This is a genomic window from Luteibacter rhizovicinus DSM 16549 (assembly GCF_001887595.1).
GTDB lineage: Bacteria > Pseudomonadota > Gammaproteobacteria > Xanthomonadales > Rhodanobacteraceae > Luteibacter > Luteibacter rhizovicinus.
On sequence record NZ_CP017480.1, the window covers coordinates 4641619 to 4667331 of the forward strand.

General features: G+C 64.8%; 20 protein-coding genes. 15 read left to right on the forward strand and 5 right to left on the reverse strand.

The features are described 5' to 3' along the window. Position 1 precedes the first annotated feature (1 nt). The 5 genes from BJI69_RS21230 (at position 2) to BJI69_RS21250 (ending at position 7280) form a co-directional block, all read left to right on the forward strand. A complete protein-coding gene (locus BJI69_RS21230) occupies positions 2-376 on the forward strand; it encodes a GntR family transcriptional regulator (RefSeq protein WP_046969113.1) in 375 nt (124 codons plus the stop codon). After that, positions 373-1230: an ABC transporter ATP-binding protein gene (locus BJI69_RS21235; RefSeq protein ID WP_046969112.1), complete on the forward strand. Its 858-nt coding sequence runs from the start codon at positions 373-375 to the stop codon at positions 1228-1230. Before BJI69_RS21230 ends, BJI69_RS21235 begins: the two co-directional genes overlap by 4 nt. Further along, the gene (locus BJI69_RS21240; protein WP_046969111.1) at positions 1227-2189 is read left to right on the forward strand and encodes a hypothetical protein; all 963 of its coding nucleotides are present in this window, start codon (positions 1227-1229) and stop codon (positions 2187-2189) included. The genes BJI69_RS21235 and BJI69_RS21240 overlap by 4 nt, the downstream gene beginning before the upstream one ends. Positions 2190-2278: 89 nt before the next feature. Next, a complete protein-coding gene (locus BJI69_RS21245; protein WP_052767329.1) occupies positions 2279-3526 on the forward strand; it encodes a serine hydrolase domain-containing protein in 1248 nt (415 codons plus the stop codon). 244 nt (positions 3527-3770) lie between these two features. Further along, positions 3771-7280 (forward strand): hypothetical protein, encoded by a 3510-nt coding sequence (locus tag BJI69_RS21250; RefSeq protein WP_162201002.1) that lies wholly within the window; start codon positions 3771-3773, stop codon positions 7278-7280. A 17-nt stretch (positions 7281-7297) separates the two neighbouring features. Here the strand turns inward: BJI69_RS21250 and BJI69_RS21255 are convergent, their stop codons facing one another. Beyond that, the gene (locus BJI69_RS21255; RefSeq protein ID WP_046969109.1) at positions 7298-8692 is read right to left on the reverse strand and encodes a class II fumarate hydratase; all 1395 of its coding nucleotides are present in this window, start codon (positions 8690-8692) and stop codon (positions 7298-7300) included. 214 nt (positions 8693-8906) lie between these two features. Here BJI69_RS21255 and purB point away from each other — a divergent pair, with 214 nt between their 5' ends. Then, positions 8907-10274 (forward strand): adenylosuccinate lyase, encoded by a 1368-nt coding sequence (purB, locus tag BJI69_RS21260; protein ID WP_046969108.1) that lies wholly within the window; start codon positions 8907-8909, stop codon positions 10272-10274. A 67-nt stretch (positions 10275-10341) separates the two neighbouring features. Here purB and BJI69_RS22695 read toward each other — a convergent pair whose 3' ends face one another. Continuing rightward, positions 10342-10515, reverse strand: coding sequence for a hypothetical protein (locus BJI69_RS22695; protein ID WP_169749268.1), 174 nt, complete (start codon positions 10513-10515; stop codon positions 10342-10344). 217 nt (positions 10516-10732) lie between these two features. Here BJI69_RS22695 and BJI69_RS21265 point away from each other — a divergent pair, with 217 nt between their 5' ends. The 8 genes from BJI69_RS21265 (at position 10733) to pilH (ending at position 20582) form a co-directional block, all read left to right on the forward strand. Next, complete coding sequence (locus tag BJI69_RS21265) at positions 10733-11716, forward strand: hypothetical protein (RefSeq protein ID WP_046969107.1); 984 nt, start codon at positions 10733-10735, stop codon at positions 11714-11716. A gap of 33 nt (positions 11717-11749) precedes the next feature. After that, a complete protein-coding gene (locus tag BJI69_RS21270; RefSeq protein WP_071925115.1) occupies positions 11750-12952 on the forward strand; it encodes a cupin domain-containing protein in 1203 nt (400 codons plus the stop codon). Further along, the gene (locus BJI69_RS21275) at positions 12949-13443 is read left to right on the forward strand and encodes a DUF7931 domain-containing protein (protein WP_046969106.1); all 495 of its coding nucleotides are present in this window, start codon (positions 12949-12951) and stop codon (positions 13441-13443) included. Before BJI69_RS21270 ends, BJI69_RS21275 begins: the two co-directional genes overlap by 4 nt. A 132-nt stretch (positions 13444-13575) precedes the next feature. Further along, positions 13576-16428, forward strand: a complete 2853-nt coding sequence (locus BJI69_RS21280; RefSeq protein ID WP_046969120.1) for a 2-oxoglutarate dehydrogenase E1 component — start codon at positions 13576-13578, stop codon at positions 16426-16428. Positions 16429-16435: 7 nt separating this feature from the next. After that, the gene (odhB, locus tag BJI69_RS21285) at positions 16436-17644 is read left to right on the forward strand and encodes a 2-oxoglutarate dehydrogenase complex dihydrolipoyllysine-residue succinyltransferase (RefSeq protein ID WP_046969105.1); all 1209 of its coding nucleotides are present in this window, start codon (positions 16436-16438) and stop codon (positions 17642-17644) included. 110 nt (positions 17645-17754) lie between these two features. Next, on the forward strand, positions 17755-19182 hold the full coding sequence (gene lpdA / locus BJI69_RS21290) for a dihydrolipoyl dehydrogenase (protein WP_046969104.1): 1428 nt from the start codon (positions 17755-17757) through the stop codon (positions 19180-19182). A gap of 207 nt (positions 19183-19389) precedes the next feature. Then, positions 19390-19980, forward strand: coding sequence for an LOG family protein (locus BJI69_RS21295; protein WP_046969103.1), 591 nt, complete (start codon positions 19390-19392; stop codon positions 19978-19980). A gap of 236 nt (positions 19981-20216) precedes the next feature. Next, on the forward strand, positions 20217-20582 hold the full coding sequence (gene pilH, locus BJI69_RS21300; RefSeq protein ID WP_046969102.1) for a twitching motility response regulator PilH: 366 nt from the start codon (positions 20217-20219) through the stop codon (positions 20580-20582). A 145-nt stretch (positions 20583-20727) separates the two neighbouring features. Here pilH and BJI69_RS21305 read toward each other — a convergent pair whose 3' ends face one another. Then, on the reverse strand, positions 20728-21645 hold the full coding sequence (locus BJI69_RS21305; RefSeq protein WP_046969101.1) for a DnaJ C-terminal domain-containing protein: 918 nt from the start codon (positions 21643-21645) through the stop codon (positions 20728-20730). Positions 21646-21735: 90 nt separating this feature from the next. Further along, a complete protein-coding gene (locus BJI69_RS21310; RefSeq protein ID WP_046969100.1) occupies positions 21736-22188 on the reverse strand; it encodes an Hsp20/alpha crystallin family protein in 453 nt (150 codons plus the stop codon). Positions 22189-22344: 156 nt separating this feature from the next. On the opposite strand from BJI69_RS21310, the gene BJI69_RS21315 reads away from it, so the two are divergent. Then, positions 22345-22827 carry a peroxiredoxin gene (locus tag BJI69_RS21315; protein WP_046969099.1) on the forward strand — a complete coding sequence of 161 codons (483 nt, stop codon included), beginning with the start codon at positions 22345-22347 and terminating at the stop codon, positions 22825-22827. A 135-nt stretch (positions 22828-22962) separates the two neighbouring features. Here the strand turns inward: BJI69_RS21315 and gyrA are convergent, their stop codons facing one another. Further along, a complete protein-coding gene (gyrA, locus tag BJI69_RS21320; protein ID WP_046969098.1) occupies positions 22963-25593 on the reverse strand; it encodes a DNA gyrase subunit A in 2631 nt (876 codons plus the stop codon). Positions 25594-25713: the final 120 nt, after the last annotated feature.

The following is a 25713-nucleotide window of genomic DNA, read 5'->3' on the forward strand; positions in this document are numbered from 1 at the left end:
CATGTCCATCACCTGGAACGACAGCGTCCCGATTTACCGCCAGCTCCGCGAACGCGTGGTGGCGATGATCCTGGACGGCGCCTTGAACGAAGGCGACCCGCTGCCGTCGGTACGCCAGGTCGCGGGGGATTTTCAGATCAACCCGCTGACTGTTTCCAAGGCGTATCAGGAGCTGGTCGACGAACAACTGGTTGAGAAACGGAGGGGTCTTGGCATGTTCGTGATCGATGGAGCGCGCGACGCGCTACTGAAGAGTGAAAGGGAGCGCTTCCTGCGCGAAGAATGGCCGGCACTGTTTGCCCGTCTCCAGCGCATGGGCCTCGATCTCAAGACCTTGATGCGTGAAGCCCAAGGCTCCACGGAGGATCCGTCATGACCGCGGTCGTTACCGCCACCGGCCTGAGCAAGCGTTACAAGTCGTCACTGGCGCTGGATGGCGCCAGCTTCCAGATCGGATCGGGGCGCATCGTCGGCCTGATCGGCCCCAACGGGGCAGGCAAGACCACGGCGCTCAAGGCCATCCTCGGCCTGACCACCTTCGAGGGCCAGCTCAATGTCCTCGGCCTGGATCCCCGCAAGGATCGGGACAAGCTCATGGAACAGGTCTGCTTCATCGCCGACGTGGCCGTGCTGCCCCGCTGGATCCGGGTCAAGGATGCGGTCGACTTCGTCGCCAACACCCACCCCCGCTTCGACCGCGCCAAGTGCGACGCCTTCCTGGCCCGCACCAAGCTGCAGCCGCAGCAGAAGGTGAAACAGCTGTCCAAGGGCATGATCGTGCAGCTGCACCTGGCCCTGGTGATGTCGATCGATGCCCGGCTGCTGGTGCTGGACGAACCTACGCTGGGCCTGGACATCCTCTACCGCAAGCAGTTCTACCAGAGCCTTCTGGAAGACTACTTCGATGAGGAAAAGACCATCCTGGTCACCACGCATCAGGTCGAGGAGATCGAACACATCCTCACCGACCTCATGTTCATCCGCGACGGCAAGATCGTGCTCGATACCGACATGGACAGCCTGGGCGAGCGGTTCGCCGAGGTCCTGGTCGGCGCCGAGTTCGCACACGCCGCCCGGGAACTGAAGCCGCTCGATGAGCGCCAGGTCTTCGGCAAGAGCATTTTCCTCTTCGACAACGTCAGCCGGCCCGAGCTGGAACGCCTGGGCGAGGTACGACGCCCGTCGATCGGCGACCTCTTCGTCGCCACCATGAAGGGCACCTACGCATGAAAACCTTCTACTGGCTGGTCAAGCGCGAGTTCTGGGAACACAAGGGCGGCTTCTTCTGGGCCCCGGTGATCACCGGCATCGTCTTCCTCGTCCTCAACGGCATGGGCATCGCCCTGGGTGAAGTGTTCGGACGGAAATGGGGTGGCATGCAGTTCGGCGGTGGCAACGTCCACCTGCAGAGCGACATGAGCCTGGCGGATCTGCAGAACGCCGGCGCCGGCATCGATATCATGCTGTACGCCGTCGCCGCGATCATCCTTGGCGTCACCGCCATCGTGGTCTTCTTCTACTGCCTCGGTGCGCTATACGACGATCGTCGCGATCGCAGCATCCTGTTCTGGAAGTCGCTGCCACTGTCGGACACGTCCACCGTGTTGTCGAAGCTGGCGAGTGCCGCCCTGCTTGCTCCCGCCATCGCCATCGCTGTCGGCGTGATCGTCGGTCTGGTACTGGCCCTGTTCCTCGCCATTGTCGCCACGATCCACGGCATAAGCGTCTGGACCCTGTTGATGCAGGCGCATCCGCTCCGCGTCGTGTTCAACCTGATCCTGCTGCTCCCGCTGTATGCGATCTGGGCACTGCCGACGCTGGGCTGGTTGCTGCTCTGCTCGGCCTGGGCGAAAAGCAAGCCGTTCCTCTGGGCGATCGCCCTGCCCGTCGGCTCCGGCGTGATCGTCTCCTGGTTCGGCCTGATGGGTCTGGTGAATCTGTCGACGGACTGGTACTGGAAGAACGTCGTGAGCCGCCTCCTCGGCAGCCTGGTTCCGGGCAGCTGGGTCGGCAATGCCTCACCGGTGGTGATCCCGGGCCACAGCAATCCGGCGGCACTGCTGGACACCCTCGACCTGGCGTACCACTACAGCGCCCTGGCGAGCCCCTCGCTCTGGATCGGTGCGGCGGCCGGTGCGGCGATGATCGCCGCAGCCATCTGGTTCCGGCGCTGGCGCGACGACGGCTGAAACGATGGATCGACGGCCCCTTCGGGGGCCGTCTTCCGTTCAGGGGTTACGACAAAACGAATCCATCTGCGCGATTCCGGAGGTTGGTCATGGTCCGTCCGCCTTGGTTCCTTCTCGTTCCACTCGCCCTGCTCCTCACCGGTTGCGCCACGCGACCGGTGGCTCCCGACACACCGAAGCCGTTGCGCGGCGAAGCACTCGACCGTCGCGTCGTCGAACTCATGGCGGCGGCCAACGTACCCGGCCTCGCCATCGCCATCATCGAGGACGGCAAGGTGGTCTACCTGCACGCCTACGGCGAGCGGGACACGGCACAACACCTTCCCCTGCAGACCGACACCGTCATGTATGCGGCATCCATCACCAAGATGGCTTTCTCGTACGCGGTGATGGGACTGGTCGACGAGCACCGTCTCGACCTCGACGCCAGCATCGCCAGCGACCTGCCCAAGCCGCTTCCCGCTTACGAGAAATACGCCGACCTTGCAGGTGACGACCGCTGGAAAGCGCTGACGCCAGCGATCCTGCTCAGCCACCGCTCGGGCTTCGCCAACTTTCGTTTCTGGCAGCCCGGCAAGGATTACGATCCCAACGGCAAGCTGGCCTTCTATTTCGATCCGGGCGCGCGTTACGCGTATTCCGGCGAGGGGATCAACCTGCTGCAGTTCGTCATCGAGAACGGCAAGGGCATCGATGTCGACACGCTGATGCGCGAGCGTCTGTTCACGCCCTTCGGCATGACGCGCACCGGTATGACCTGGCGTGACGACTTCGCCGGCAACGTCGCCATCGGCTACGACGAGCATGGCAAGGCACTCGGGCACAAGCATCGCGAATCCGTTCGCGCCGCAGGGTCGATGGACACCACACCGCATGACTATGCGCAGTTGCTGGCGGCGATGGTGCGTGGCGACGGCCTCAGCCCTTCGACGTATCGAACGTGGCTCACGCCCCGGGTATCGATCCATTCGTTGCAGCAATTCCCGACCATCGGCTCTCCCGACACGACGGCGAACGACAGCATCCGGCTTGGTTACGGGCTGGGCATGGGCCGCTACCAATCGGATCGCGGGCCCGTGTTCTTCAAATCGGGGCACGACGACGGCACCAACAACCTCGCTGTCTGCCAGATGGACTCGCGCACCTGCGTCCTGCTGATGAGCAACAGCTCCAACGGCGAAGGCATCTTCGCTTACTTGCTCGAGGCGACGATCGGCGAGACCTGTTTTCCCTGGTATTGGGAGAACGACATCCCGTTCGACCATCCGGAATTCAGCGGCGAAGCCGGCCGAACGACGCCCCCTGGCACCTGCGTCATGCCCAGGCCATCCATGTAAACGCAACGCTCCGGCATAAAGCGCGACGCTCCCACAGGAGCCGCTCCTGTGGGAGACGCTTCAGCGGCGAAGCTCTCCTACAAACGTGCGCCAGCGCACAGGAATACCCTTTCCGCTGTATTGCACAACTTCAACGCAGGGTCTAAAACCAAGGCGACGAAGCGCCCGGTGAGGGGACCGCCGCCTCGATCCGGTTCGCATGAGCCGGACCACGAGCTTGCATCGACTGCAGGGGATCCTCGCCATGACCACCCAAGACGCCGCGCCAGCGGAGCCAACCACGGAGAGCGAGCGCGAAGCGCTGGCACGCCGTCGCGCCGCCGCCGGCATCGATCCCGCTGCGCCGAACATCGGGCTGGCCCTCTCGGGGGGCGGCATTCGCAGCGCCACGTTCTGCCTGGGCCTGTTGAGGGCACTGGCAAAAAACGGCGTGCTCCGTCGCTTCGACTACCTTTCCACTGTTTCCGGCGGTGGCTACATCGGCTCGGCATGGGGTCGACTGTTCAACGGCACGCCTGAAGGAACGCCTGAAGCCGTGACTGAAGGTGTCGCCGCGGACGGTTCGGTATTCCTCTGGTGGCTGCGCAACAACGGCCGGTTTCTCGCGCCCGCCGGCGCAGGCGACCTGCTGCAGGCCGCGGCCAGCCAGTTGCGCGGTTTCATCGCCACCCACGTCGAAGTGGCCGCGCTCGCGACCCTGCTCGCCTGCGTGGTCACCCTCCCTCACCTCGCCTATGCGTGGTTGATCGCCGGTACCGGGGTCATGCCCGTAGCGATGAGCGTGTGGTGGTGGCTGCTTCCCCTGCCTGCGGTGACCGGGTTGGTCATCTGCTACGGCTACTGGTTCCTGGGACGAGCGACCTGGGGCGGATTCGCCACAGCACTTCTGGCGGGCGTCATCGGCGTCGCGCTGGCGATGCATGCGGTTTCGGCTGCCGCATCACTCGAAACCACCCTGCTTGGGCTGGGCGCCATCGCCTTGCTACCGACACCGCTCGCATGGATATGCTCACGGATCACCGGCCTTCGCCACGCCCGTGCGCAGGACCGCGTGCGCTATACGACAGCACTGGCCGGTAGCCTCAGGGCTGGCGCCCTGATCTTCGCCCTCGGGCTCCTCGACATGGCGAGCTGGTACCTGCGCGAATGGCTGAATGCGCGGACTTTCTTCGGCCCCGCGGGAGGCAGCATGGCCACCGGCGTGGGAATCACGACGGTGCTGATCGGCATCGTGCGCCTCGTGCTGCCCGCCTTTCAGGGCGCAAGCAAGGGCAGCATGGCGAAACTGCCGTGGGCCGCCATCGCCAATGTGCTTGGCCTGGTCCTCATCGTCGCGCTGGCCCTGTTCTGGACGACGATCTTCCAGACCCTGGTTTTTCCATTCGAAGGCCTGGCGCCCGGTGAGGGCTCGATCGGTTCCTACCTGCGCTGGAGCGGCGTCGCACTCGTCGGCGTGCTTTACCTTCTCTTCAATGGTCGGTCGTTGGCCCAACTCAATGAATCGTCGCTGCACTATTTCTATCGTTCGCGGATCGCACGCGCCTACGTCTCGGTCGGCAACACAGCAGCAACGCCGGGTGCGGCGCATCCCCGGTTTCCAGTCAGCGTCGTCTCGGTCAACAACCGGACAGTGAGCGGTGCGATCGTTAAGGTCACCCGTCTCCTGGATGGCGACGACCCATGCATGACCGACTATGCGCCTCACCGTCACGGCGGTCCGATCCATCTGGTCAATTGCTGCGTCAACCAGACTGTCGACGATCGCACCGACACCTATAACGCCGACCGCAAGGGCGTCGCCCTCACCGTGAGCGCCTTGGGTGTCGAGACCGGCACGCACGGGCCCGTCGCCGGTTCGCAGGCCAGTCTCGCGGGGACCACACTGGCGGAATGGATCGCCATTTCCGGTGCTGCCCTGGGCTCGGGCATGGGTTCATTGACCCGTCCTGGCGTGGCGGCGTTGTCATTCCTGAGTGGCCTGCGTCTCGGTTACTGGCAGGAGAACCTCGCCGACAGCCGCGCGGAGAAGCCCGCCATCGTCGCCAAGTACACATCGTTACTGCGCGAGATGTTCGCGCGCTTTCCGGGACTTGGTAGCCCGCAGTGGTACCTGTCCGACGGTGGCCATTTCGATAACACCGGTGTCTATGCGCTGCTCAAGCGGGAGCTGCAGACCATCGTGCTGGCCGACTGCGGTGCCGATCCCGACTACCTGTTCGCCGATGTCGAGAACCTGATCCGCAAGGCCCGTATCGACTACGACGCGGCCATCGAATTCATCGACCCAGGCGCACTTGGCCCCGCCGCCGGTGCGCTGGCGTCGCTTTTCGGCACGCCCTCCACGGTCGCTCCGACACCCGGAAACGCGAGCCTCCTGTTGGCCCGCGTGTCCTACGCAAGTGGCAAGCGTGGCTGCCTCCTGATCGTCAAACCCCACCTGCCCCCGGATATGCCGCTCGACGTCGCCGGCTATGCCGATCGCGATGCGACCTTTCCGCAGCAAAGCACCGCGAACCAGTTCTTCAGCGAGGCGCAGTGGGAAAGTTACTGTGAGTTGGGCGTCTTGCTCGGCACGCCGGTGAACGCCGACCTGCTCGCATCCGTGTACGAGTGGGCGTGGCTGACGCCGATCATCGGCACCGATGCCGGCCAGTTGTCCACGCCGGCGACGGTTCCCAGCCGCGCACAACGGATCGCCACCACGGTTGGCACGTCCATCGGCGTTGGCGCGTTGCTGACCGGACTGCTCGCGGGTTGGCAAGCCTGGGATGCCCACAGCGAACAACTGGCGCAAGCGCAGGCCGCGAGCGCGGCGGAGGCGCGCCGGATCAGCCAGGAAACGACGGCGGTCATGACGTCGGTATCGGCCGCCGACCTTCACGGCGCTCCCTACAACAACGAAATCAACGGTCGCCTCGTCACCCTGACCAACGACTTGCAGGGTCGTACGCTGACTTCCAGTCAACGCGACGTGATGCAGAACCTCTGGGCTACCGTGCAGTCGATTTGCGACCGCACGGCCCAGACCACGACGGAGGAAAGCGAGTTGTGGTCCGAATGCCAGCAGCAGGCTGGACTGGTAAACACCCTGGGCACGGTACCGCTCAGCGAATGGACGGCCGCGATGCGTAACTATGACCGCTGGCGAGACGCCGCGGAAAACACGGTGAATGCAGCAGCGTCGATCACCGCGGCATCGCCGGCACCTCCGCCGCCCATGCCCGAAGCGCCGCCACCGCCACCGCCCGAGCCCTCGCCAACAACGGCGACGGCGTCTGCATCGGCACCGTCCAGACCGGTCCCGTTGCCGGCGAGCCCTGCCCTCCCGGCCGCAAAGCCCACGCTTGCCGTCGACACCGTCGACGCCGTCGCGCTACGCAAGCGCGTCATCGATGCCTGCGGCCAGACGAAACAGGCCTTCCTGCTGTACACGCAAATCTACGACGACCGCCAGCGGGACGAGGTGATGGCGAGCCTGGCGCCCGTACGCGACCTCGGCATCGTGGTGCCAGGCATCGAGAACGTCAGCGATACCGCGCGTCGCTCGGGCCAGCGCACGCCGTTCGAGTGGCGCACACCGACCGTGCTCTACGCGCCGCAGGGTGCCGTGTGTGCCACTGCCCTGGTGGCCTGGGCCAATGCAGCGCTTCCCGCCCTGACGAAGCAGCCGGCCCGCGCGGTCGCCTTGCCGCCGGGTAGCGGCCAGCCCAATGTCCTCGAATTGTGGATACCGAGGCCGCGGGCCAGCCGCTGAGGCTTCAGGTCGCCTCCTCAGCCACCACCGCCGCCGCCGTGAATGCCGCCCTTGGTCAGCGCGGCCGGATCAAGCAACTTGGCCAGGTCGGCTTTCGACAGGCCCGTCGTCTCGAGGGCCACGTCCATGATCGGACGCTTTTCCTTGTAGGCCTGCTTGGCCGTGGCGGCGCCCTTCTCGTAACCGATGACCGGGTTCAACGCGGTGACCAGGATCGGATTCTTGTCGAGCGCTTCGCGAATGTGGTCTTCGTTGACCTTGAAGCCGGCAATCGCCTTGTCGGCCAGCAACACGGTGACGTTGGCGAGGATCTCGATCGACTGCAGCAGGTTGTACGCGATCACCGGCAGCATGACGTTGAGCTGGAAGTTGCCCGACGCCCCGCCGATGGCGATCGTCGCGTCGTTGCCGATGACCTGTGCAGCGACCATCGCGGCGGCTTCCGGAATCACCGGATTGACCTTGCCCGGCATGATCGACGAGCCCGGCTGCAACGCCGGCAACTCGATTTCACCGAGGCCGGCCAGCGGACCGGAGTTCATCCAGCGCAGGTCGTTGGCGATCTTCATGACTGCGACGGCCAGAGCGCGGAGCTGACCCGACAGTTCCACCGGCGCGTCCTGCGCGGCCATGCCCGCAAAGTAGTTTTCCGAGGATTCGAATTTCACGCCCGTGAGCTTCGACAGCTCCGCCGCCACCGCCGGTCCGAATTTCGGATCCGCGTTGATCCCGGTGCCCACGGCGCTTCCGCCCTGGGGCAGTCGGCGCGTGCGCTTGAGCGTATCGGTGATGCGCTCGGAAGCATCCGCGATCTGCGCCGACCAGCCCGAAAGTTCCTGGCCGAAGGTGATCGGCATGGCGTCCATCAGATGGGTGCGCCCGGTCTTGACCACCTTCTTCAGCTCTTTCGCCCGCGTGTCGATGGTCTTGCGCAGGTGCTTCAGCGCCGGCAGCAGCTTCTCGGTCGTCGCCAGGGTGGCGCTGACCAGGATGGCCGTGGGGATCACATCGTTCGAGCTCTGTCCCGCGTTGACGTGGTCGTTCGGGTGCACCGTCGTGCCAGCCGCCCCGGCGAGATGGGCAATGACCTCGTTCGCATTCATGTTGGAACTGGTGCCCGAACCGGTCTGGAAGACATCGATCGGGAAGTGCTCGTCCACGCCGCCAGCGGCCACCTGCTCCGCCGCGGCCCGGATGGCCTTGGCCGAGGTCTTGTCGAGGTGCCCGAGCTTGACGTTCGCCTCCGCCGCCGCCGACTTGATCAGGCCCAGCGCACGGATGAACTCGCGCGGCAGGGTCAGCCCCGACACCGGGAAGTTATCCACCGCCCGCTGGGTCTGGGCGCCATAGAGGGCTTTGGCGGGTACCTTCAACTCGCCCATGCTGTCGCGTTCGGTACGGAACTTGCTCATGCGGGGATCTCGGTGGGGGGACTCCTCCTACAGTAAGGCCGATAGCCGCTCTTTTGTAGGAGCCGATTCATCGGCGATGGGTGCTCGCCCCAAACCGGCCCGCTGCCGCGGGATCGCCGATGAATCGGCTCCTACAGGGGGTCGAGCCGGGACCCCAGTGCGCCCAATGACTTATAATCGCCGGCTGCTCCCGCCTCGCCTCCAGGAACGCCCCATGTCCCACGCCACGCTGACCGCCCTCTCGCCGCTGGATGGCCGCTACGCCTCCAAAGTGGAGCCGCTGCGCCCGATCTTCAGCGAATTCGGCCTCATGCATCGCCGCGTGCATGTGGAGATCCACTGGCTGCTGGCCCTGGCCGCGCACCCGGGCATCGTCGAGCTGCCGGCCTTCCCGGCCGACGCCGTGACCCGCCTGCTCGCCATCGCCGACGACTTCTCGATCGAAGACGGCGAGCGCATCAAGGCGATCGAGGCAACGACGAATCACGACGTCAAGGCGGTCGAATACCTGATCAAGGAAAAGATCGGCAACGATCCCGCGCTCGCCCAGGCCAAGGAGTTCGTGCACTTTGCCTGCACCAGCGAAGACATCAACAACCTCGCCTACTCGCTGATGCTGCGTGATGCGCGTGAGTCGGTGCTGCTCCCGGCGCTGGACCAGGTGATCGCAAGATTGCGCGGCCTCGCACACGAACACGCCGGCCTCTCCCTGCTTGCCCGCACGCACGGCCAGACCGCGTCGCCGACCACGATGGGCAAGGAAATCGCCAACGTCGTCGCGCGTCTCGAGCGCCAGCGTCGCCAGCTCGTCGCCATCGAGATTCCCGGCAAGATCAACGGTGCCGTCGGTAACTACAACGCGCACGTCATCGCCTATCCGGCGGTCGACTGGCCGGCACTCGCGTCGAACTTCGTCGACGGCCTCGGCCTCACGTTCAACCCGTACACCACGCAGATCGAACCGCACGACGGCATCGCCGAGTTCGCCGACGTGCTGCGCCGGATCAACATCATCCTGATCGATCTCGCGCGCGACATCTGGGGCTACATCTCGCTCGGCTACTTCCGCCAGGCACTGAAGGCCGGCGAAGTCGGTTCGTCGACGATGCCGCACAAGGTGAACCCGATCGACTTCGAAAACGCCGAAGGTAACTTCGGCCTTGCCAACGCCCTGCTCGGCCACTTCGCCGAGAAGCTGCCGATCAGCCGCTGGCAGCGCGACCTCACCGACTCCACCGTGCTCCGCGCGCTGGGCACGGCCTACGGTCACTCGCTGGTCGCGATCGAATCGCTGTTGAAGGGCCTGGGCAAACTCAATGTCAACGCCGAGCGCGTTGCCGCCGATCTCGACAATAGCTGGGAAGTCCTCGCTGAAGCCGTGCAGACCGTCATGCGTCGCTTCGGCCTGCCGGAGCCGTACGAGCAGCTCAAGGCGCTCACGCGTGGACAGGGCATCACGAAGGATTCGATGCGTGCGTTTATCGCCACGCTCGACCTGCCTGCCGATGCGAAGCAGGCGCTGGCCGAGTTGACGCCGGCCTCGTACATCGGTCTTGCAGACAAGCTCGCCAAAGCCATCTGATCGCGCGAAAACATCGTGCAAAAAAAGCCCGGCATGCAGATGCCGGGCTTTTTCGTATCTGCAGGCTTCAGTGGTGGTCGCGATCGTTGCAGTTGTTATCGTGATGGTCACGATCGTCGCAATGGTGATCGGGGCCGTTGTTGTAGCGGCCGGGTCCGCCATCGCGGTGATCGCGAATGAGACAACCGCTGAGGGAAGCAACGGACGAAAGAAGCACGGCGATCAGGAGAAGGCGTTTCATGGGTGACTCCGGAGATAACGACGGCGCGTTATGTCGTTACAACGTACGCGCGGTTGCATCAAGGAGCGATGAAACGTGCTGGTGGCTGTTACGTCTGGCGAGGGACACACCGGGACGATATGATGCCGACCCTCGGGGAAGGCGCCGTCGTCGAGCGGGCTTCCACGGTTCAGTTACCGCCGCAAAGGCGGGATAGTCACGTACAGGGATGTCAACCATGTTCGTTCGAGCACTCGCTTTTGCCGTTCTCCTGCTGCCCTCGCTTGCATATGCCAGCGCCATCCAGGACCTGGCCTCCAGTCAACTCGACAAGCTACAGACGGTTTGCCACCCGATTCCGAGTCAGCCGCTGAAGTACCTCACCGAGTTGAAGGGTATCGAGGCACCGGAAGACTGGCGTGTATACATGGCGTTCGACGTGCAGGTGCAGTGGACCGAGTTCACTCACGAGCCTGCCTGCAAGACAGCGATGCTGGAGAACGCCGCGCAAGGCGCGGCGTTTTTCCTGAAGAACGAGCCGTCGACATCCAACTGGATCAATATGGCGCGGGGAAGCGAAGCGCAGGCACTCCTCATCCTTGCTGTGACAAGCGACCCGGCGATGAAAAGCGAACGCCTGACCAGGGCCGACGCACTCATTGCCGAATACATCGCTAATGAGGCCCACGCGAAAGACCCCAAGAACGTCGCACGCGGCATGGGCTATTACTTCCCGGCGCATTGGTATCTCACCGCCGCGAAAGCGGCAGTGGAACCGGCCGACGTCGACGCCATGCTCGCCAAGGCACTCCAGACGGCGCGCGCCGGCATCGAGAAAGCGACGGATAAATCCGAGGTCATGGAGCCTTATGGCATTGCACTGGGCGAAATCGCCAAGCGCGCGCCGAAGGGCAGCCCCGAGTGGCGCAAGGCGATCGAGGAAAGCATCGGCGCGTTCGAAGCGAACCGCGCGACCGATCCCCTCGCCCCCTACAACATCGCCATCGACCGGATCCTGCTCGGCGACCTGCCGGCCGCTCACAAAGAGCTGCAGGGTCTCGCCGACGCCGGTCGCATTGACGACCAGATCTGCATGGGCCTGATGACCGACCCCGACCTCACGCCCCTGCGCGATGCGGAAATGCCCTGGTTCCGCCAGCTCGTCGTCGACCGTTGCCAGCCGACGATCCAGCGCCTTCGCTCACGGACAGCGCACCCCTGAGACATGAGCCATAACGCAGCTACAATGCCGCCCATGGCCATCCAGACCCCCACCCGCAAGACCCTCCCGATCGAAGTGCGCGGCAGCGCCAGCCAGCCGCTCGGCATGAGTGCGACGCAGTTCCTGCGCGATTACTGGCAGAAGCGTCCGCTGCTCATCCGTAACGCCTTCCCGGACTTCCAGCCGCCGATCCAGCCGAACGACCTCGCCGGGCTCGCCTGCGAAGAGGGCGTGCTCGCCCGCCTTATCATTCATGACGAGAAGCGCGACCGCTGGACGGTCAAGAGTGGCCCGTTCGACGAGGCCGAATTCGGCAAGACGCCCAAGCGCGACTGGACGCTGCTGGTCCAGGACGTCGACAAGTGGGACGCCGACGTGGCCGGCCTGCTGGAGCATTTTTCCTTCCTGCCGAGCTGGCGGGTGGACGATGTGATGATCTCCTACGCCGAGGACGGCGGTGGCGTCGGCGCGCATGTCGACCAATACGACGTCTTCCTGCTCCAGGGCATCGGCCAGCGCCATTGGGCGATCAGCGACGACCCGGATGCACCGCTCGACTTCCGTTCCGATGTCGAACTGAAGCAGCTCAAGGAATTCCTGCCGACCCACGAATGGCTGCTCGAACCGGGCGACATGCTTTATCTACCGCCGGGCGTGCCCCACGACGGTGTCGCCCTCGGCGACTGCATGACGCTCTCGGTCGGCATGCGCGCGCCGTCGCAGGCGGAACTCACCGGCGACCTCGCGGACTTCCTCGCCGAGCGCATGCCCGATGAGCTGCGCTACACCGATCCGGACCTCGTACCCGCCAAGCGGGTCGGCGAGATCGACACCGCCGCCCTGAATCGCCTGCGCCAGGCCCTGCCCTTCGCGGCCGCGCTCGACCGGGACCTGTTGGCCGACTGGTTCGGCCGCTTCATCACCCGCTATCGGAACGCCCAGGTCCCCGCCGCGCCGCCCAAGCCGAGCACGGCCGCTGCGCTGGACAAGGCGCTCGACGGCGGTGCCGCCCTCGTCCGCCACCCGTTCGCCCGCCTGGCCTGGGTCCGCGGCAAGAAAGACGCGACTCTTTATGTGAGTGGTCACGCCTACCCCTGCTCCCTCGACCTCGCCGAGCGACTGTCGGCGGAGCGCGAGTTCCGGCTCGACGGCAAGGTGAAGGCAGCCGAGCGCGAGGTGCTGCTCGCCCTGGTCAACGAGGGCCAGCTGATCGTTCGCAAGGGTCGCCGCCGGTGACCGGCACGGCGGACACGGTGCTGACCGTCGAGGACCGCGCCGGTCTCGAGGCCGCCCATGTCCGCCTGCTGACCCAGGCTCGGTACCGCGTTGCGATGTATTTGCCCCGCATGGAGCCGGGCATTCTCGACAGTGAGGCGATTCTCACCGAGCTACGCCGGCTCGCCACCAGCGGCCGCCAGGCCCAGGTCCGCGTCCTCACCCACGACGCCGAACAGGCCCATCGGGAGGGGCACCGGCTGATCGGCCTTGCCCAACGGCTGCCGACCGCCGTGTCGATCCGCATGCCGGTGGACGAGACCCACCTCGCCTATGCCTCGGCCTTCCTCGCCGATACCACCCGTGGATATCTGTTCAGGCCCATCGCCAACCGCTATGAGGCGCGTGGCGACCTCGATGCCCCGGGTGAGACCTCTCGCCTGATGGCGTATTTCGACGAAGTCTGGGAGCGGGCCGAGCCAGCGTGGCAGATAAGACCACTCGGGATCTGAAAGGCATACGAAACGTGAATCCGGGTTGGCGCGTCGCAGCACCACGGAGCTATACTTAACGGATTCTTATGCCGCGGCGCGTCCCCACGAGTCCAGCGGCAGCCCGTCCTTTTCGTGTGTGCCGGTGGTGACGTGAGCGCAAACCTGATCCGCGAGTTTTCCGAATCCTCCCAGCTCGCCGGCGGCAACGCCGACTACGTAGAGCAAGTCTACGAAGCATGGCTAGCCGATCCCGCCTCTGTTCCGGGCGAGTGGGATACCTATTTCAAATCCTTCAAGGGTCGCGAGGCCGGCGATGTCGCCCATTCCGGTGCCATTGCCCGTATCGAAGCCGCGCAGAAACAGCGCCGTACGGCCGCCGCGGCTCCCGCCGCCGGCTCCGCCGACAACGCCTACGCGCAGAAACAGGCCGGCGTGCTCCGTCTGGTCACGGCCTACCGCTCGCGCGGCCACATCGCAGCGCAGCTCGATCCGCTCGGCCTGACCGTCCCGGATATCGACACCCCCGACCTCGGCCTGGCCTTCCACGGTCTCTCCGACGCCGATCTCGGTACGGAGTTCGACGCCGGCACCTTCGCCGGTGGCGGCCAGCGCATGCCGCTGCGCGACCTCCTCGCCAAGCTCAAGCAGATCTACACCGGCACCGTCGGCGCCGAGTTCATGTACATCTCCGACTACGAGCAGCGCTCGTGGATCTACTCGCGCCTGGAAAAGGCCGCCGGTTCGCCGGGCCTGCAGAAGGCCGAGAAAGTCCGCGTGCTCGAAGCCCTCACGGCCGCCGAAGGCCTGGAGCGCTTCCTCCACACCAAGTACGTCGGCCAGAAGCGCTTCTCGCTCGAAGGCGGCGAAAGCATGATCCCGATGGTCGATGACATCGTCCGTGCCGCCGGCGACAACGGCGTCAAGGAAGTCATCATCGGCATGGCCCACCGCGGCCGCCTCAACGTCCTGGTCAACATCCTCGGCAAGGCGCCCTCGCAGCTCTTCAACGAGTTCGAAGGCAAGTTCGAGCATGACGACAGCCCGATGCATACGGGCGACGTGAAGTACCACCTGGGCTTCTCCGCCGACGTGAAGACGCCGAACGGTGGCGTGCACGTGGCGCTGGCGTTCAATCCGTCGCACCTGGAAATCGTCAACCCCGTGGTCGCCGGTTCCGTGCACGCGCGCCAGTCGCGCCGCCGCGACACCGCCCGCGAAAAGTCGATGGCCCTGATCATCCACGGCGACGCCGCCTTCGCAGGCCAGGGCGTCAACATGGAACTGATGCAGATGTCGCAGGCCCGTGGCTTCGCCATCGGCGGCACGCTGCACCTGGTGATCAACAACCAGGTCGGTTTCACCACGTCCAAGCGCGAAGACGCCCGTTCCACGCTGTACTGCACCGACCTCTCCAAGATGGTCAACGCGCCGGTATTCCACGTGAACGGTGACGACCCGGAAGCCGTGATCCAGGTCACCCGCCTGGCTTACGAGTTCCGCAAGCAGTTCAAGAAGGACGTGGTCATCGACCTCGTCTGCTACCGCCGTCATGGCCATAACGAGGCCGACGAGCCGGCAGCGACCCAGCCGCTCATGTACCAGGTCATCCGCAAGCGTCCGACCACGCGCGACCTCTTCGCGCAGGCGCTGGTGAAGTCCTCGGATATCGCCGCGGACGACGGGCAGAAGATGCTCGACGAGTATCGCGCCCGCCTCGAAAAGGGCGAGCCGCTGATCGCGATCGATCCGAACCCGACCCGCGACATCCCGGTGGACTGGAGCCGCTTCCAGAAGACCAGCCTGGCGATGGAAGTGAACACCGGCGTGCCGCGCGAACAGCTGGCCAAGGTCGCCGACGTTCTCCTGTCCATCCCGTCCGATGTCACGCTCCACGCGCGCGTCGCCAAGATCTACGACGACCGCCGCAAGATGGCCGCCGGCGAGCTCCCGGGTGACTGGGGCTTCGCCGAGAACCTCGCCTACGGCACGCTCATCGCCGAAGGCAACGATCTGCGCATCGTCGGCCAGGACGCCGGCCGTGGCACGTTCTTCCACCGCCACGCCGTGCTCCACGACCAGTCCAGCGACAACACCTACATGCCGCTGTCCAAGGTGCGCGCCGACGCCCGCGTCGACGTGATCGACTCGCTGCTGTCCGAAGAAGCCGTCATGGCCTTCGAATACGGCGAAGCGACCACCTCGCCGGACCAGCTCACCATCTGGGAAGGCCAGTTCGGCGATTTCGCCAACGGCGCCCAGGTCGTGATCGACCAGTTCATCAGCTCGGGTGAAGCCAAGTGGGACCGCCTCTGCGGCCTCACACTGCTGCTGCCGCACGGCCAGGAAGGCGCGGGCCCGGAGCACTCCTCCGCCCGTCTGGAGCGCTTCCTTCAGCTGTGCGCGCTCGACAACATGCAGGTCTGCGTGCCGACCACCCCGGCCCAGGCGTTCCACATGATCCGCCGCCAGCAGGTGCGCCCGGTGCGCAAGCCGCTGATCGTGATGACGCCGAAGTCCCTGCTCCGTCACAAGCTGGCCGTGTCGTCCCTGGACGAACTGGCCAACGGCAAGTTCCAGCTGGTGATCGGCGAACATCGCGATCTGCCGGCGAAGAAGGTCAAGCGTGTGGTGCTGTGCTCGGGCAAGGTCTACTACGACCTCCTCGAAGACGCCGACAAGCGCGGCCTGACCGACGTCGCCATCGTGCGCGTCGAGCAGCTCTATCCGTTCCCGCGCCCGGAAGTCTCGGCCGAGCTGGAAAAGTTCGCTTCCGCCAAGGAAGTGGTCTGGGCCCAGGAAGAACCGATGAACCAGGGCGCCTGGTTCCAGATCCGTCACCACCTCCAGGCCTGCATCGGTTCGAAGCAGAGCCTGTCCTACGCAGGACGCTCGCGTTCGCCGTCGCCGGCTCCGGGCCATCTCAACACCTATATCGCCGAACAGACGGCGCTCGTCGAGCAAGCACTCGTCGCGCCAGTCGGCACCGATCACGCAGCGGAGTAAGGCAAGCATGTCCATCGAAGTCAAAGTCCCGGTCCTGCCCGAGTCGGTCTCCGACGCGCTCATCGCCACCTGGCACAAGAAGGCCGGTGATGCGGTCAAGCGTGACGAGAACCTGCTGGACCTCGAGACCGACAAGGTCGTGCTCGAAGTGCCCTCGCCGGTCGACGGCGTGCTGAAGGAAATCAAGTTCGAGGAAGGCTCGACGGTCACCAGCAGCCAGGTCATCGCCGTGATCGAGGAAGGCGCCGCCGCTGCCGCGCCCGCCCCGGCACCGGCCGCAGCCGCCGCCGAGGCCCCGAAGGCCGAGAAGTCCGAAGCCGCCGCGCCGAAGGGCGTCGACGAGCTCTCCCCGGCCGGCCGCCGCGTCGCCGTCGAAGACAACATCGACCCGTCCAAGGTCGCCGGCACCGGCCGCGACGGCCGCGTGACCAAGGAAGACCTGGTCAACGCCGGCAAGGGTGGCACCGCCGCTCCCGCCGCCGCACCCGCTCCGGCCGCCAAGCCGACCCCGGGCAGCCGTCCGGAAGAGCGCGTGGCCATGACGCGTATCCGTACGCGCATCGCCGAGCGCCTGATGCAGTCGAAGAACTCGATCGCGATGCTCACCTCGTTCAACGAAGTGAACCTCGCCGAGGTCGTCAAGCTGCGCAAGGCCCTGGGCGAGCAGTTCGAGAAGGCCAACGGCGTCAAGCTCGGCTTCATGAGCTTCTTCGTCAAGGCGGCCACCGAAGCGCTCAAGCGCTACCCGGTGATCAACGCCTCGGTGGACGGTTCGGACATCATCTATCACGGCTACCAGGACATCTCGATCGCCGTGTCGACCGAGAAGGGTCTGGTTACGCCGGTCCTCCGCGACGTGCAGGACATGTCCTTCGCCGATGTCGAGAAGGGCATCATCGGTTACGCCAAGAAGGCCCGTGACGGCAAGCTCGGCCTGGACGACCTCCAGGGCGGCACCTTCACGATCACCAACGGCGGCACCTTCGGTTCGCTGCTCTCCACCCCGATCGTGAACCCGCCGCAGAGCGCCATCCTCGGCATGCACACGATCAAGGAGCGCCCGATCGTCGAGAACGGCCAGGTGATCGCCGCCCCGATGATGTACATCGCCCTGTCGTACGACCATCGCATCATCGATGGCAAGGACGCCGTGCTCTTCCTGGTCGACATCAAGAACCAGCTGGAAAACCCGCAGCGGATGCTGCTCGGCCTTTGATGGTCGGCTAAACGTCAAATGTGAAGGCGGGAGTCGAAAGACTCCCGTTTTTATGTTCCGACCCCATATTGGGCGGTAGCAGATACCGCAGTGACATCCGGAGCAAAGCAATGAGCGACAAGTTCGACGTCATCGTCATCGGTGCGGGCCCCGCGGGCTATGTGGCCGCGATCCGCGCCGCGCAGCTGGGCCTCAAGACCGCCGTGGTCGACGCCTTCGTCGGCAAGGACGGCAAGGCCGCCCTCGGCGGTACCTGCCTCAACGTCGGTTGCATCCCGTCGAAGGCACTGCTGGATTCGTCCAAGCAGTTCCACAACCTGACGCACAACTTCAAGGATCACGGCATCACCGCCGAGAATCCGCAGATCGACATTGCGACTTTCATCGGCCGCAAGGACAAGATCGTCAAGCAGTTCACCGGCGGCGTGACCATGCTGTTCAAGGCGAACAAGGTCACTTCGTTCTTCGGCAAGGGCAAGCTGCTCAAGGGCAACCAGGTCGAAGTCACCGGTAACGACGGTACGGTCCAGACGATCTCCGCCACCAACGTCATCCTCGCCTCGGGCTCGGTGCCCATCGAGCTGCCGTTCGCGAAGTTCGACAACACGCACATCATCGACAACACCGGCGCGCTCGACCTCACCGCCGTGCCCAAGCGCATGGGCGTGATCGGCGCCGGCGTGATCGGCCTCGAACTCGGCAGCGTGTGGAAGCGCCTGGGTTCCGACGTGACCGTGCTGGAAGCGCTGCCGAAGTTCCTCGCCGTCGCCGACCAGGACATCGCCAAGATGGCCGCCCGCGAGTTCGCCAAGCAGGGCCTGGACATCAAGGTCAATGCCAAGGTGACCGCCGCCGAGGTCAAGGGTGACGAAGTCCATGTCAGCTACACCGACAAGGACGGCGCCGCACAGTCGCTGGTCGTCGACAAGCTGCTGGTCGCGGTCGGCCGTCGTGCCTACACCGCCGGCCTGCTGGCCGACGACACCGGCGTGAAGCTCGATGAGCGCGGCCGCATCGTGGTCGACGAGCACAACCACACCGGCGTCGATGGCGTCTGGGCGATCGGCGATGCCGTGCGCGGCCCGATGCTTGCGCACAAGGGTTCCGAAGAAGGCGTCATGGTCGCCGAGCTGATCGCCGGCAAGCCGGGCCACATCAACCTGGACACCGTGCCCTGGGTCATCTACACCGAGCCTGAGATCGCCTGGGTCGGCAAGACCGAGGAGCAGCTCAAGGAAGAAGGCATCCCGTACAAGACCGGCGCCTTCCCGTTCGCTGCCAACGGCCGCGCCGTGGCGATGAACGAAGGCATCGGCCAGGTCAAGATGATCGCCCACGCGGAAACCGATCGCATCCTCGGCGTGCACATGGTCGGCCCGGTCGTCTCCGAGCTGATTCACGAGTGCGTCGTGGCGATGGAGTTCAAGGGCTCGTCGGAAGACCTCGCGCGCATCGTCCACGCCCACCCGGCGCTGTCGGAAGTCGTGCACGAAGCCGCCCTGTCGGTCGACAAGCGCGCCATCCACAAGGGCAACTGATCGCCCCGGTGTGACCCGAAGCCCGTCCATGCCATTAGCATGGGCGGGCTTCGTCGTTTCAGGGTGTGTTTTCCAGAGCCCGCTTTTCTGTAGGAGCCGATTCATCGGCGAATGGGTGCTTGCCTCACCCGGCCCGCTTCCGCGGGATCGCCGATGAATCGGCTCCTACCAAGGCGCGGGCTCTGGCAAACATATCGGAGAATTCACATGCGTGACATCAAATCCCTCTGCGTCTACTGCGGTTCCAGCAGCGGCGGTAACGCGGAATACACCGAGGCGGCGAAAGCCTTCGGCAAGCGCCTCGCACAGGAAGGCATCGCCCTGGTCTACGGCGGCGGCAAGGTCGGCCTGATGGGCACGGTCGCGGACGCCGTGCTGGCGGCTGGCGGTCGGGTCATCGGCGTGATTCCGCGCCAGTTGGTGGAGAAGGAAGTGGCCCACATCGGCCTGTCCGAACTGCAGGTGGTCGAGACGATGCATGAGCGCAAGACGCGCATGTACGAGCTGTCGGACGCCTTCGTCGCCCTGCCCGGCGGCTTCGGCACCATGGACGAAATGTTCGAGATGCTCACCTGGGCCCAGCTCGGACTGCACAGCTACCCCTGCGCCTTCCTCGACGTACGCGGCTTCTACACGGGCCTTGCCGCTAGCATGGACCACATGGTGGCCGAGGGTTTCGTCAAGAAAAGCCAGCGGGACCAGGTCTGGTTCGGCGCGAGCATCGACGCGCTGTTCGACTGGATGAAGCAGTACGAGTCGTCGTATACGCCGAAGTGGATCACCTCCGATGCCGTCTGATCGCCGATAGAACGGGCAATTTTCGGTCGATCGCCGACCCGGAGCGAGGCCCGGAACCCTGCCAAAGCAGGTTTCGACCGTTGCACCATTGATACAAGCGCGCTGGCCGGTAGAATGAGCGCACGCCAGAGGCGCAACGCGCGACGTTTTTACGTCGCCGCAGTATTCGAGACGGCCGCCTGGAAGGCGGACGTCATCAAGGACAACACATCGGGCCTGGTCCCGGGGGAAAGTGAATGGCTCGTATCCTGATCGTCGACGATTCGCCGTCGCAGCTGCTGGGCATCAAGCGCATCGTTGAGAAGCTGGGCCATGAGGCCATCACGGCCGAGGACGGCGCGCAGGGCGTTGAAGTCGCCAAGCGCGAGATTCCCGACCTGATCCTGATGGACGTCGTCATGCCGAACCTCAACGGGTTCCAGGCCACGCGCACGATCAGCAAGGAAGAGACCACCAAGCACATCCCGATCATCCTGGTGACCACCAAGGACCAGGACACGGACAAGGTCTGGGGCCTGCGCCAGGGCGCCAAGGACTACGTGGTAAAGCCCATCAAGGAAGAAGAGCTGGTCAAGGCACTGAAGGAGCACCTGCCGGGCTGATGGTTATGGAGGCGGCTTCGCCGCCGTGCCCTTATTCGCCGATGAATCGGCTCCCACCGGGCACGCCTTGTAGCGGGCGGCATCGGGTAGGAGTCGATTCATCGGCGAATCCGAAACATGGCGGCGCAGCCGCAACTATCTGCAGCTACCCCTGCCGCGGGTCGAAGCCTGCGAAGGCATCCTTGAATTCCGCGTAGGCCGCCTGCTCCTCGTGGGTCTCCGGCACGGGAACGCGGATCTCCAGCACGACAATCTGGTCGCCCGGCTCCGAGCCCGGCAGGCCACGACCCTTCAGACGCAGTTTGCGGCCCGATTGCGAGCCCGCGGGAATACGCAGGTCCACATGGCCACCCAGCGTCGGCACCGGCACCGTGGCACCCAGCGCGGCTTCCCAGGGGGTAATCGGCAATGTATGCGTGACGGTGCGACCTTCCAGGCGGAAGCGCACGTCGTCACGGATGCCGATCTCGAGCAGCAGATCGCCCGACGGGCCACCGCCCATCCCGGGATGCCCCTGCCCGCCAAGACGGATCGTCTGGCCTGGCGTGATGCCGGCCGGGATCTTCACCTCGAGCACGCGCTCGCCACCGGAGGCGTCATTGAGCACGACGCGGGTCTTGCCGCCGTTGAAGGCGGTCTGCAGGTCGGTTTCGATCTTCGCCTGGATATCGCGGCCGCGCCGCGCCTGGGACTGCTGATGGCCCCGGCCACGGCCCGCGCCGCCGAACAGGCTCTCGAAAAAGTCGCTGAAGTCGCCGCCACCGCGGCCACCCATGTCGCCAAAATCGTAGCTACCACCCCCCTGGCCGAAGCCCGGTGGTGGTCGGAACTGCTCGCCCTGGCGGTAACCGCCAGCGCGCAGCTGATCGTAGGCCCGGCGCTTCTCGGGGTCCTTCAGCGCCTCGTTGGCCTCGTTGATCGCCTTGAATTTTTCTTCGGCACCCGACTCCTTGTTCTTGTCCGGATGGTATTTGCGGGCGAGCTTGCGGTACGCCGCCTTGATCTCGGCGTCGGTCGCTTCGGGCTTCACCCCAAGTGCTTCGTAGTAATCCTTGAACTCCACAGGCTCTCCCGGGCTTGTGTCGAAAACAAAAAGCAGAATGCCCGCGGTGGCGCATGTCCACCGCGGGCCAGTTTACAAGCTTAAAGCGAATCAGCCCGCCGCGTTGATCTCAATGCGGCGCGGCGCGCTCTCAGCCTTCTTCGGAATCGCGATTTCGAGCACACCGTGAGCGCCGGAGGCCGTGATGCCTTCCGCATTGGCGCTTTCCGGCAAGGTGAAGCTACGCGTAAAAGCACCGGTGGTGCGCTCGACGCGGCTGAACTTACCCTCGGTCTCGCTGGCAAAAGCCTTGCGCTCGCCCTTGATCGTGAGCACGTTCTTTTCCATCTGGATCTCGATGTCGGCAAGGTTCACACCCGGCACGTCGGCGAGAATCAGGAAACGGCCGTCCTCTTCGCGAACGTCCACTCGCGGTGCCCAGGCGGACTGCGTGGAAGCCACCGGCGCGGCAATCTCGTTGCCGAAGAGCTGTTCGAAAACGTTGCGGACGTCGCTGCCGAACACCGGCGCACGACGGAACGACACATGACGAAGCTGGTTCATCTGTTTGACTCCCAAGAAGTTTTTCGGCCCCGTGGCCGTCTGGGAACAAACATATGACCGACCTGACGGGATTCAAGTGCCGCCCCTGCCGTGCCGATTGGGCGAGACGTGGCGTTCGCGCTAAGCTCGGACATCTCTCCCCACAAAGGACACCCCATGACCATCGCGGTTGGCGACAAGCTCCCGGATCACACCCTCACCCAGTTCAAGGACGGTCTCGAGACAGTCTCCAGCCTCGACGTCCTCGGCCAGGGCAGGGTCGTCGTGTTCGCGGTGCCGGGTGCCTTCACCCCCACCTGCTCGAACAAGCACCTGCCCGGCTATATCCAGCACATGGAAGACTTCCGCGAGCGCGGCATCAAGGTCGCCTGCATCTCGGTCAACGATGCTTTCGTGATGCACGCCTGGGGCATCTCGCAGGGCGTGCCGGACGATCTGCTGATGCTGGGCGACGGCAATGCCACGTTCGCCATCGCCCTCGGCCTCGAGCTCGACGGCACGAAGAACGGCATGGGCATTCGCTCCAAGCGGTTCGCGATTTATGCCGAAGACGGCGTGGTGAAGCTGCTGCACGTGGAAGCACCCGGCGAGTTCCGCGTCACGGCCGCCGAGGCGATGCTCGAAGCCATCGACGCCTAAGCGCTCATGTAGGAGCCAATTCATCGGCGATCCCGCGGCAGCGGGCCAGGATGTCGCGAGCACCCAATCGCCGATGAATCGGCTCCTACAAAAAACCTGCAAAAAAAACCCGCCTTTCGGCGGGTTTTTTTGTTCTTACGCGTCGCTCGGTTCGTCTCCGACGGGACCGCTTTCGATCGGTGGCAGATCGGCAGCGACATCACCATCGATGACCTCACCCTCGCCTTCGATCTCCAGCTCTTCCTCGGCTTCCAGGCGAACCACGCCGATGAGCGTCTCGTCCTTGGGTAGCTTGATCAGCGTCACGCCCTGCGTGTTGCGGCTGAGCTGCGAAACTTCCGAGACGCGCGTGCGGACCAGCGTGCCCTGGTCGGAGATCAGCATGAGCTGCTGGGTCTCGGTGACCTGGGTGGCCGCGACGAGGCTGCCGTTACGGTCCGAGCACTGGATGGCGATGACGCCCTGCGTGCCGCGGCCCTTCTTCGGGAACTCGTCGAGTGTCGTGCGCTTGCCGAAGCCACGTGCCGTCGCGGTGAGGATGTCGCCCTCACCCGCCGCCACGATGAGCGAGACCACTTCGGCCTCGTCGGCCAGGCGCATGCCGCGCACGCCGGTGGCGGTGCGGCCCATCGAGCGGACCGTGCCTTCGTCGAAGCGCACCGACTTACCGTTCGACGCGAACAGCAGGATATCGCTCTCGCCGCCGGTCATCGCGACATCGACCAGGGCATCGCCCTCGTCGAGGTTGATGGCGGCCTTGCCCTTCTGCAGCTGGAACGCGAACTCGGTCAGCGGCGTCTTCTTCACCGTGCCCTTGCGGGTGGCGAAGAACACGAAGCAGGTGGGATCGTATTCGCGCACCGGCAACAGGGCCTGCACCTTCTCGCCCTCGCCCAGCGGCAGCAGGTTGACGATCGGCTTGCCACGCGCACCCGGACCGGCTTCCGGCATCTGGTACACCTTGAGCCAGTACACGCGACCGGTGCTGGTGAAGGTCAGCAGCGTGTCATGGGTGTTGACCACCCACAGCTGCTGGACGACGTCTTCGTCCTTCAGTGCCGAGGCCGAGCGACCCTTGCCGCCACGCTTCTGCGCGCGGTAGAGGCTGGCCGGCTGGCGCTTGATGTAACCGGTGTGCGAAAGCGTCACCACCACGTCTTCCGGCGCGATGAGGTCGAGCACGTTCAGGTCTTCCTGCGAGTGCTGGATCTCGGTGCGACGCGCGTCGCCGTAGTCCGTGCGAATCTGCTCGAGCTCTTCGCGAATGACTTCGAGCAGGCGCGCGGGATTCTCGAGGATCTCGATGAGCGCGCGGATCGTGTTGAGGATTTCGCGGTACTCGTCCGAGAGCTTTTCCTGCTCCAGGCCGGTGAGGCGATGCAGACGCATCTGCAGGATTTCGGTGGCCTGCGCCTCGGACAGCTGGTAGCCGTTCTCATTGAGACCGTCGCGCGGATCCATGTCTTCCGGACGCGACGACTCGGCACCCGTGGCGGCGAGCAGCGCCTTGACCAGGCCCGGCTCCCAGCGACGGGCGACCATGCGCTCGCGCGCCTCGGCCGACGATGCGGAGGTGCGGATCAGCTCGATCATCTCTTCGATGTTGGCGAGCGCGACCGTGAGGCCTTCGAGGATATGTGCGCGCTGGCGTGCCTTGCGCAGTTCGAAGATGGTACGGCGCGTGACGACTTCACGGCGGTGGCGAATGAAGGCCTCGAGGATGTCCTTGAGGTTCATCAGCTTGGGCTGGCCGTCGAGCAGGGCCACCATGTTGATACCGAACGTGACCTGCAGCTGGGTCTGCTGGAACAGGTTGTTCAGCACGACGTCGCCCATGGAATCGCGACGGATCTCGATGACCACGCGCATGCCGTCCTTGTCGGACTCGTCGCGAAGTTCGCTGATGCCTTCGAGCTTCTTTTCCTTGACCAGCTCGGCGATCTTCTCGATCAGGCGAGCCTTGTTCACCTGGTACGGCAGCTCGTGGACGAGGATCGTCTCGCGGCCGTTCGCTTCGGTTTCGATCGAGGTGCGCGCGCGCACGAGGATACGGCCGCGACCGGTGCGGTACGCCTCGACGATGCCGGACGAGCCGTTGATGATGCCGGCGGTCGGGAAATCCGGACCGGGAATGAAGGTCATCAGCTCGTCGACGCCGAGCGAGGGATCCTCGATCAGGCCGAGCACCGCATTGATGACTTCCGTCATGTTGTGCGGCGGGATGTTCGTCGCCATGCCGACGGCGATACCCGCCGAACCGTTGACGAGCAGGTTCGGCACGCGGGTCGGCAGGACCAGCGGCTCGTGTTCGCTTTCGTCGTAGTTCGGTCCGAAATCGACGGTTTCCTTGTCGATATCGGCCATCAGCTCATGCGTGAGGCGCGCCATGCGCACCTCGGTGTATCGCATGGCGGCGGCGTTGTCGCCATCGACCGAACCGAAGTTACCCTGGCCGTCGACGAGCATGTAGCGCAGCGAGAACGGCTGAGCCATGCGGACGATCGTGTCGTAAACCGACGCGTCGCCGTGCGGATGGTATTTACCGATCACGTCACCGACCACGCGGGCCGACTTCTTGTACGGCTTGTTCCAGGCGTTGCTCAGCTCGTTCATGGCGAACAGCACGCGTCGATGTACCGGCTTGAGGCCGTCGCGCACATCGGGCAGTGCACGCCCGACGATGACGCTCATCGCGTAGTCGAGATAGCTCTGACGCATCTCGTCTTCGATGTTGACGCGGATGACTTCTTTGGCGAGTTCTGCCATCAATCGGCTTCCTGGATATCCATCAATAGGCCCCCGCCGGCCGCGCGATTCGCGGTATCGCGACGCGGCCGACCCAACCCGTCGATGGTAGCACAACGGGCGTCTAAAAGACAGCTAAAA

Excerpts from the sequence above, each read along its gene's own strand:
- BJI69_RS21230 (WP_046969113.1), top strand. The coding sequence starts at position 2 with ATGTCCATCACCTGGAACGACAGCGTCCCGATTTACCGCCAGCTCCGC.
- lpdA (WP_046969104.1), top strand. The coding sequence starts at position 17,755 with ATGAGCGACAAGTTCGACGTCATCGTCATCGGTGCGGGCCCCGCGGGC.
- BJI69_RS21265 (WP_046969107.1), top strand. The coding sequence starts at position 10,733 with ATGTTCGTTCGAGCACTCGCTTTTGCCGTTCTCCTGCTGCCCTCGCTT.
- BJI69_RS21255 (WP_046969109.1), bottom strand. The coding sequence starts at position 8,692 with ATGAGCAAGTTCCGTACCGAACGCGACAGCATGGGCGAGTTGAAGGTA.
- BJI69_RS21235 (WP_046969112.1), top strand. The coding sequence starts at position 373 with ATGACCGCGGTCGTTACCGCCACCGGCCTGAGCAAGCGTTACAAGTCG.
- BJI69_RS22695 (WP_169749268.1), bottom strand. The coding sequence starts at position 10,515 with ATGAAACGCCTTCTCCTGATCGCCGTGCTTCTTTCGTCCGTTGCTTCC.
- odhB (WP_046969105.1), top strand. The coding sequence starts at position 16,436 with ATGTCCATCGAAGTCAAAGTCCCGGTCCTGCCCGAGTCGGTCTCCGAC.
- pilH (WP_046969102.1), top strand. The coding sequence starts at position 20,217 with ATGGCTCGTATCCTGATCGTCGACGATTCGCCGTCGCAGCTGCTGGGC.
- BJI69_RS21250 (WP_162201002.1), top strand. The coding sequence starts at position 3,771 with ATGACCACCCAAGACGCCGCGCCAGCGGAGCCAACCACGGAGAGCGAG.
- purB (WP_046969108.1), top strand. The coding sequence starts at position 8,907 with ATGTCCCACGCCACGCTGACCGCCCTCTCGCCGCTGGATGGCCGCTAC.
- gyrA (WP_046969098.1), bottom strand. The coding sequence starts at position 25,593 with ATGGCAGAACTCGCCAAAGAAGTCATCCGCGTCAACATCGAAGACGAG.
- BJI69_RS21315 (WP_046969099.1), top strand. The coding sequence starts at position 22,345 with ATGACCATCGCGGTTGGCGACAAGCTCCCGGATCACACCCTCACCCAG.
- BJI69_RS21240 (WP_046969111.1), top strand. The coding sequence starts at position 1,227 with ATGAAAACCTTCTACTGGCTGGTCAAGCGCGAGTTCTGGGAACACAAG.
- BJI69_RS21245 (WP_052767329.1), top strand. The coding sequence starts at position 2,279 with ATGGTCCGTCCGCCTTGGTTCCTTCTCGTTCCACTCGCCCTGCTCCTC.
- BJI69_RS21270 (WP_071925115.1), top strand. The coding sequence starts at position 11,750 with ATGGCCATCCAGACCCCCACCCGCAAGACCCTCCCGATCGAAGTGCGC.
- BJI69_RS21310 (WP_046969100.1), bottom strand. The coding sequence starts at position 22,188 with ATGAACCAGCTTCGTCATGTGTCGTTCCGTCGTGCGCCGGTGTTCGGC.
- BJI69_RS21295 (WP_046969103.1), top strand. The coding sequence starts at position 19,390 with ATGCGTGACATCAAATCCCTCTGCGTCTACTGCGGTTCCAGCAGCGGC.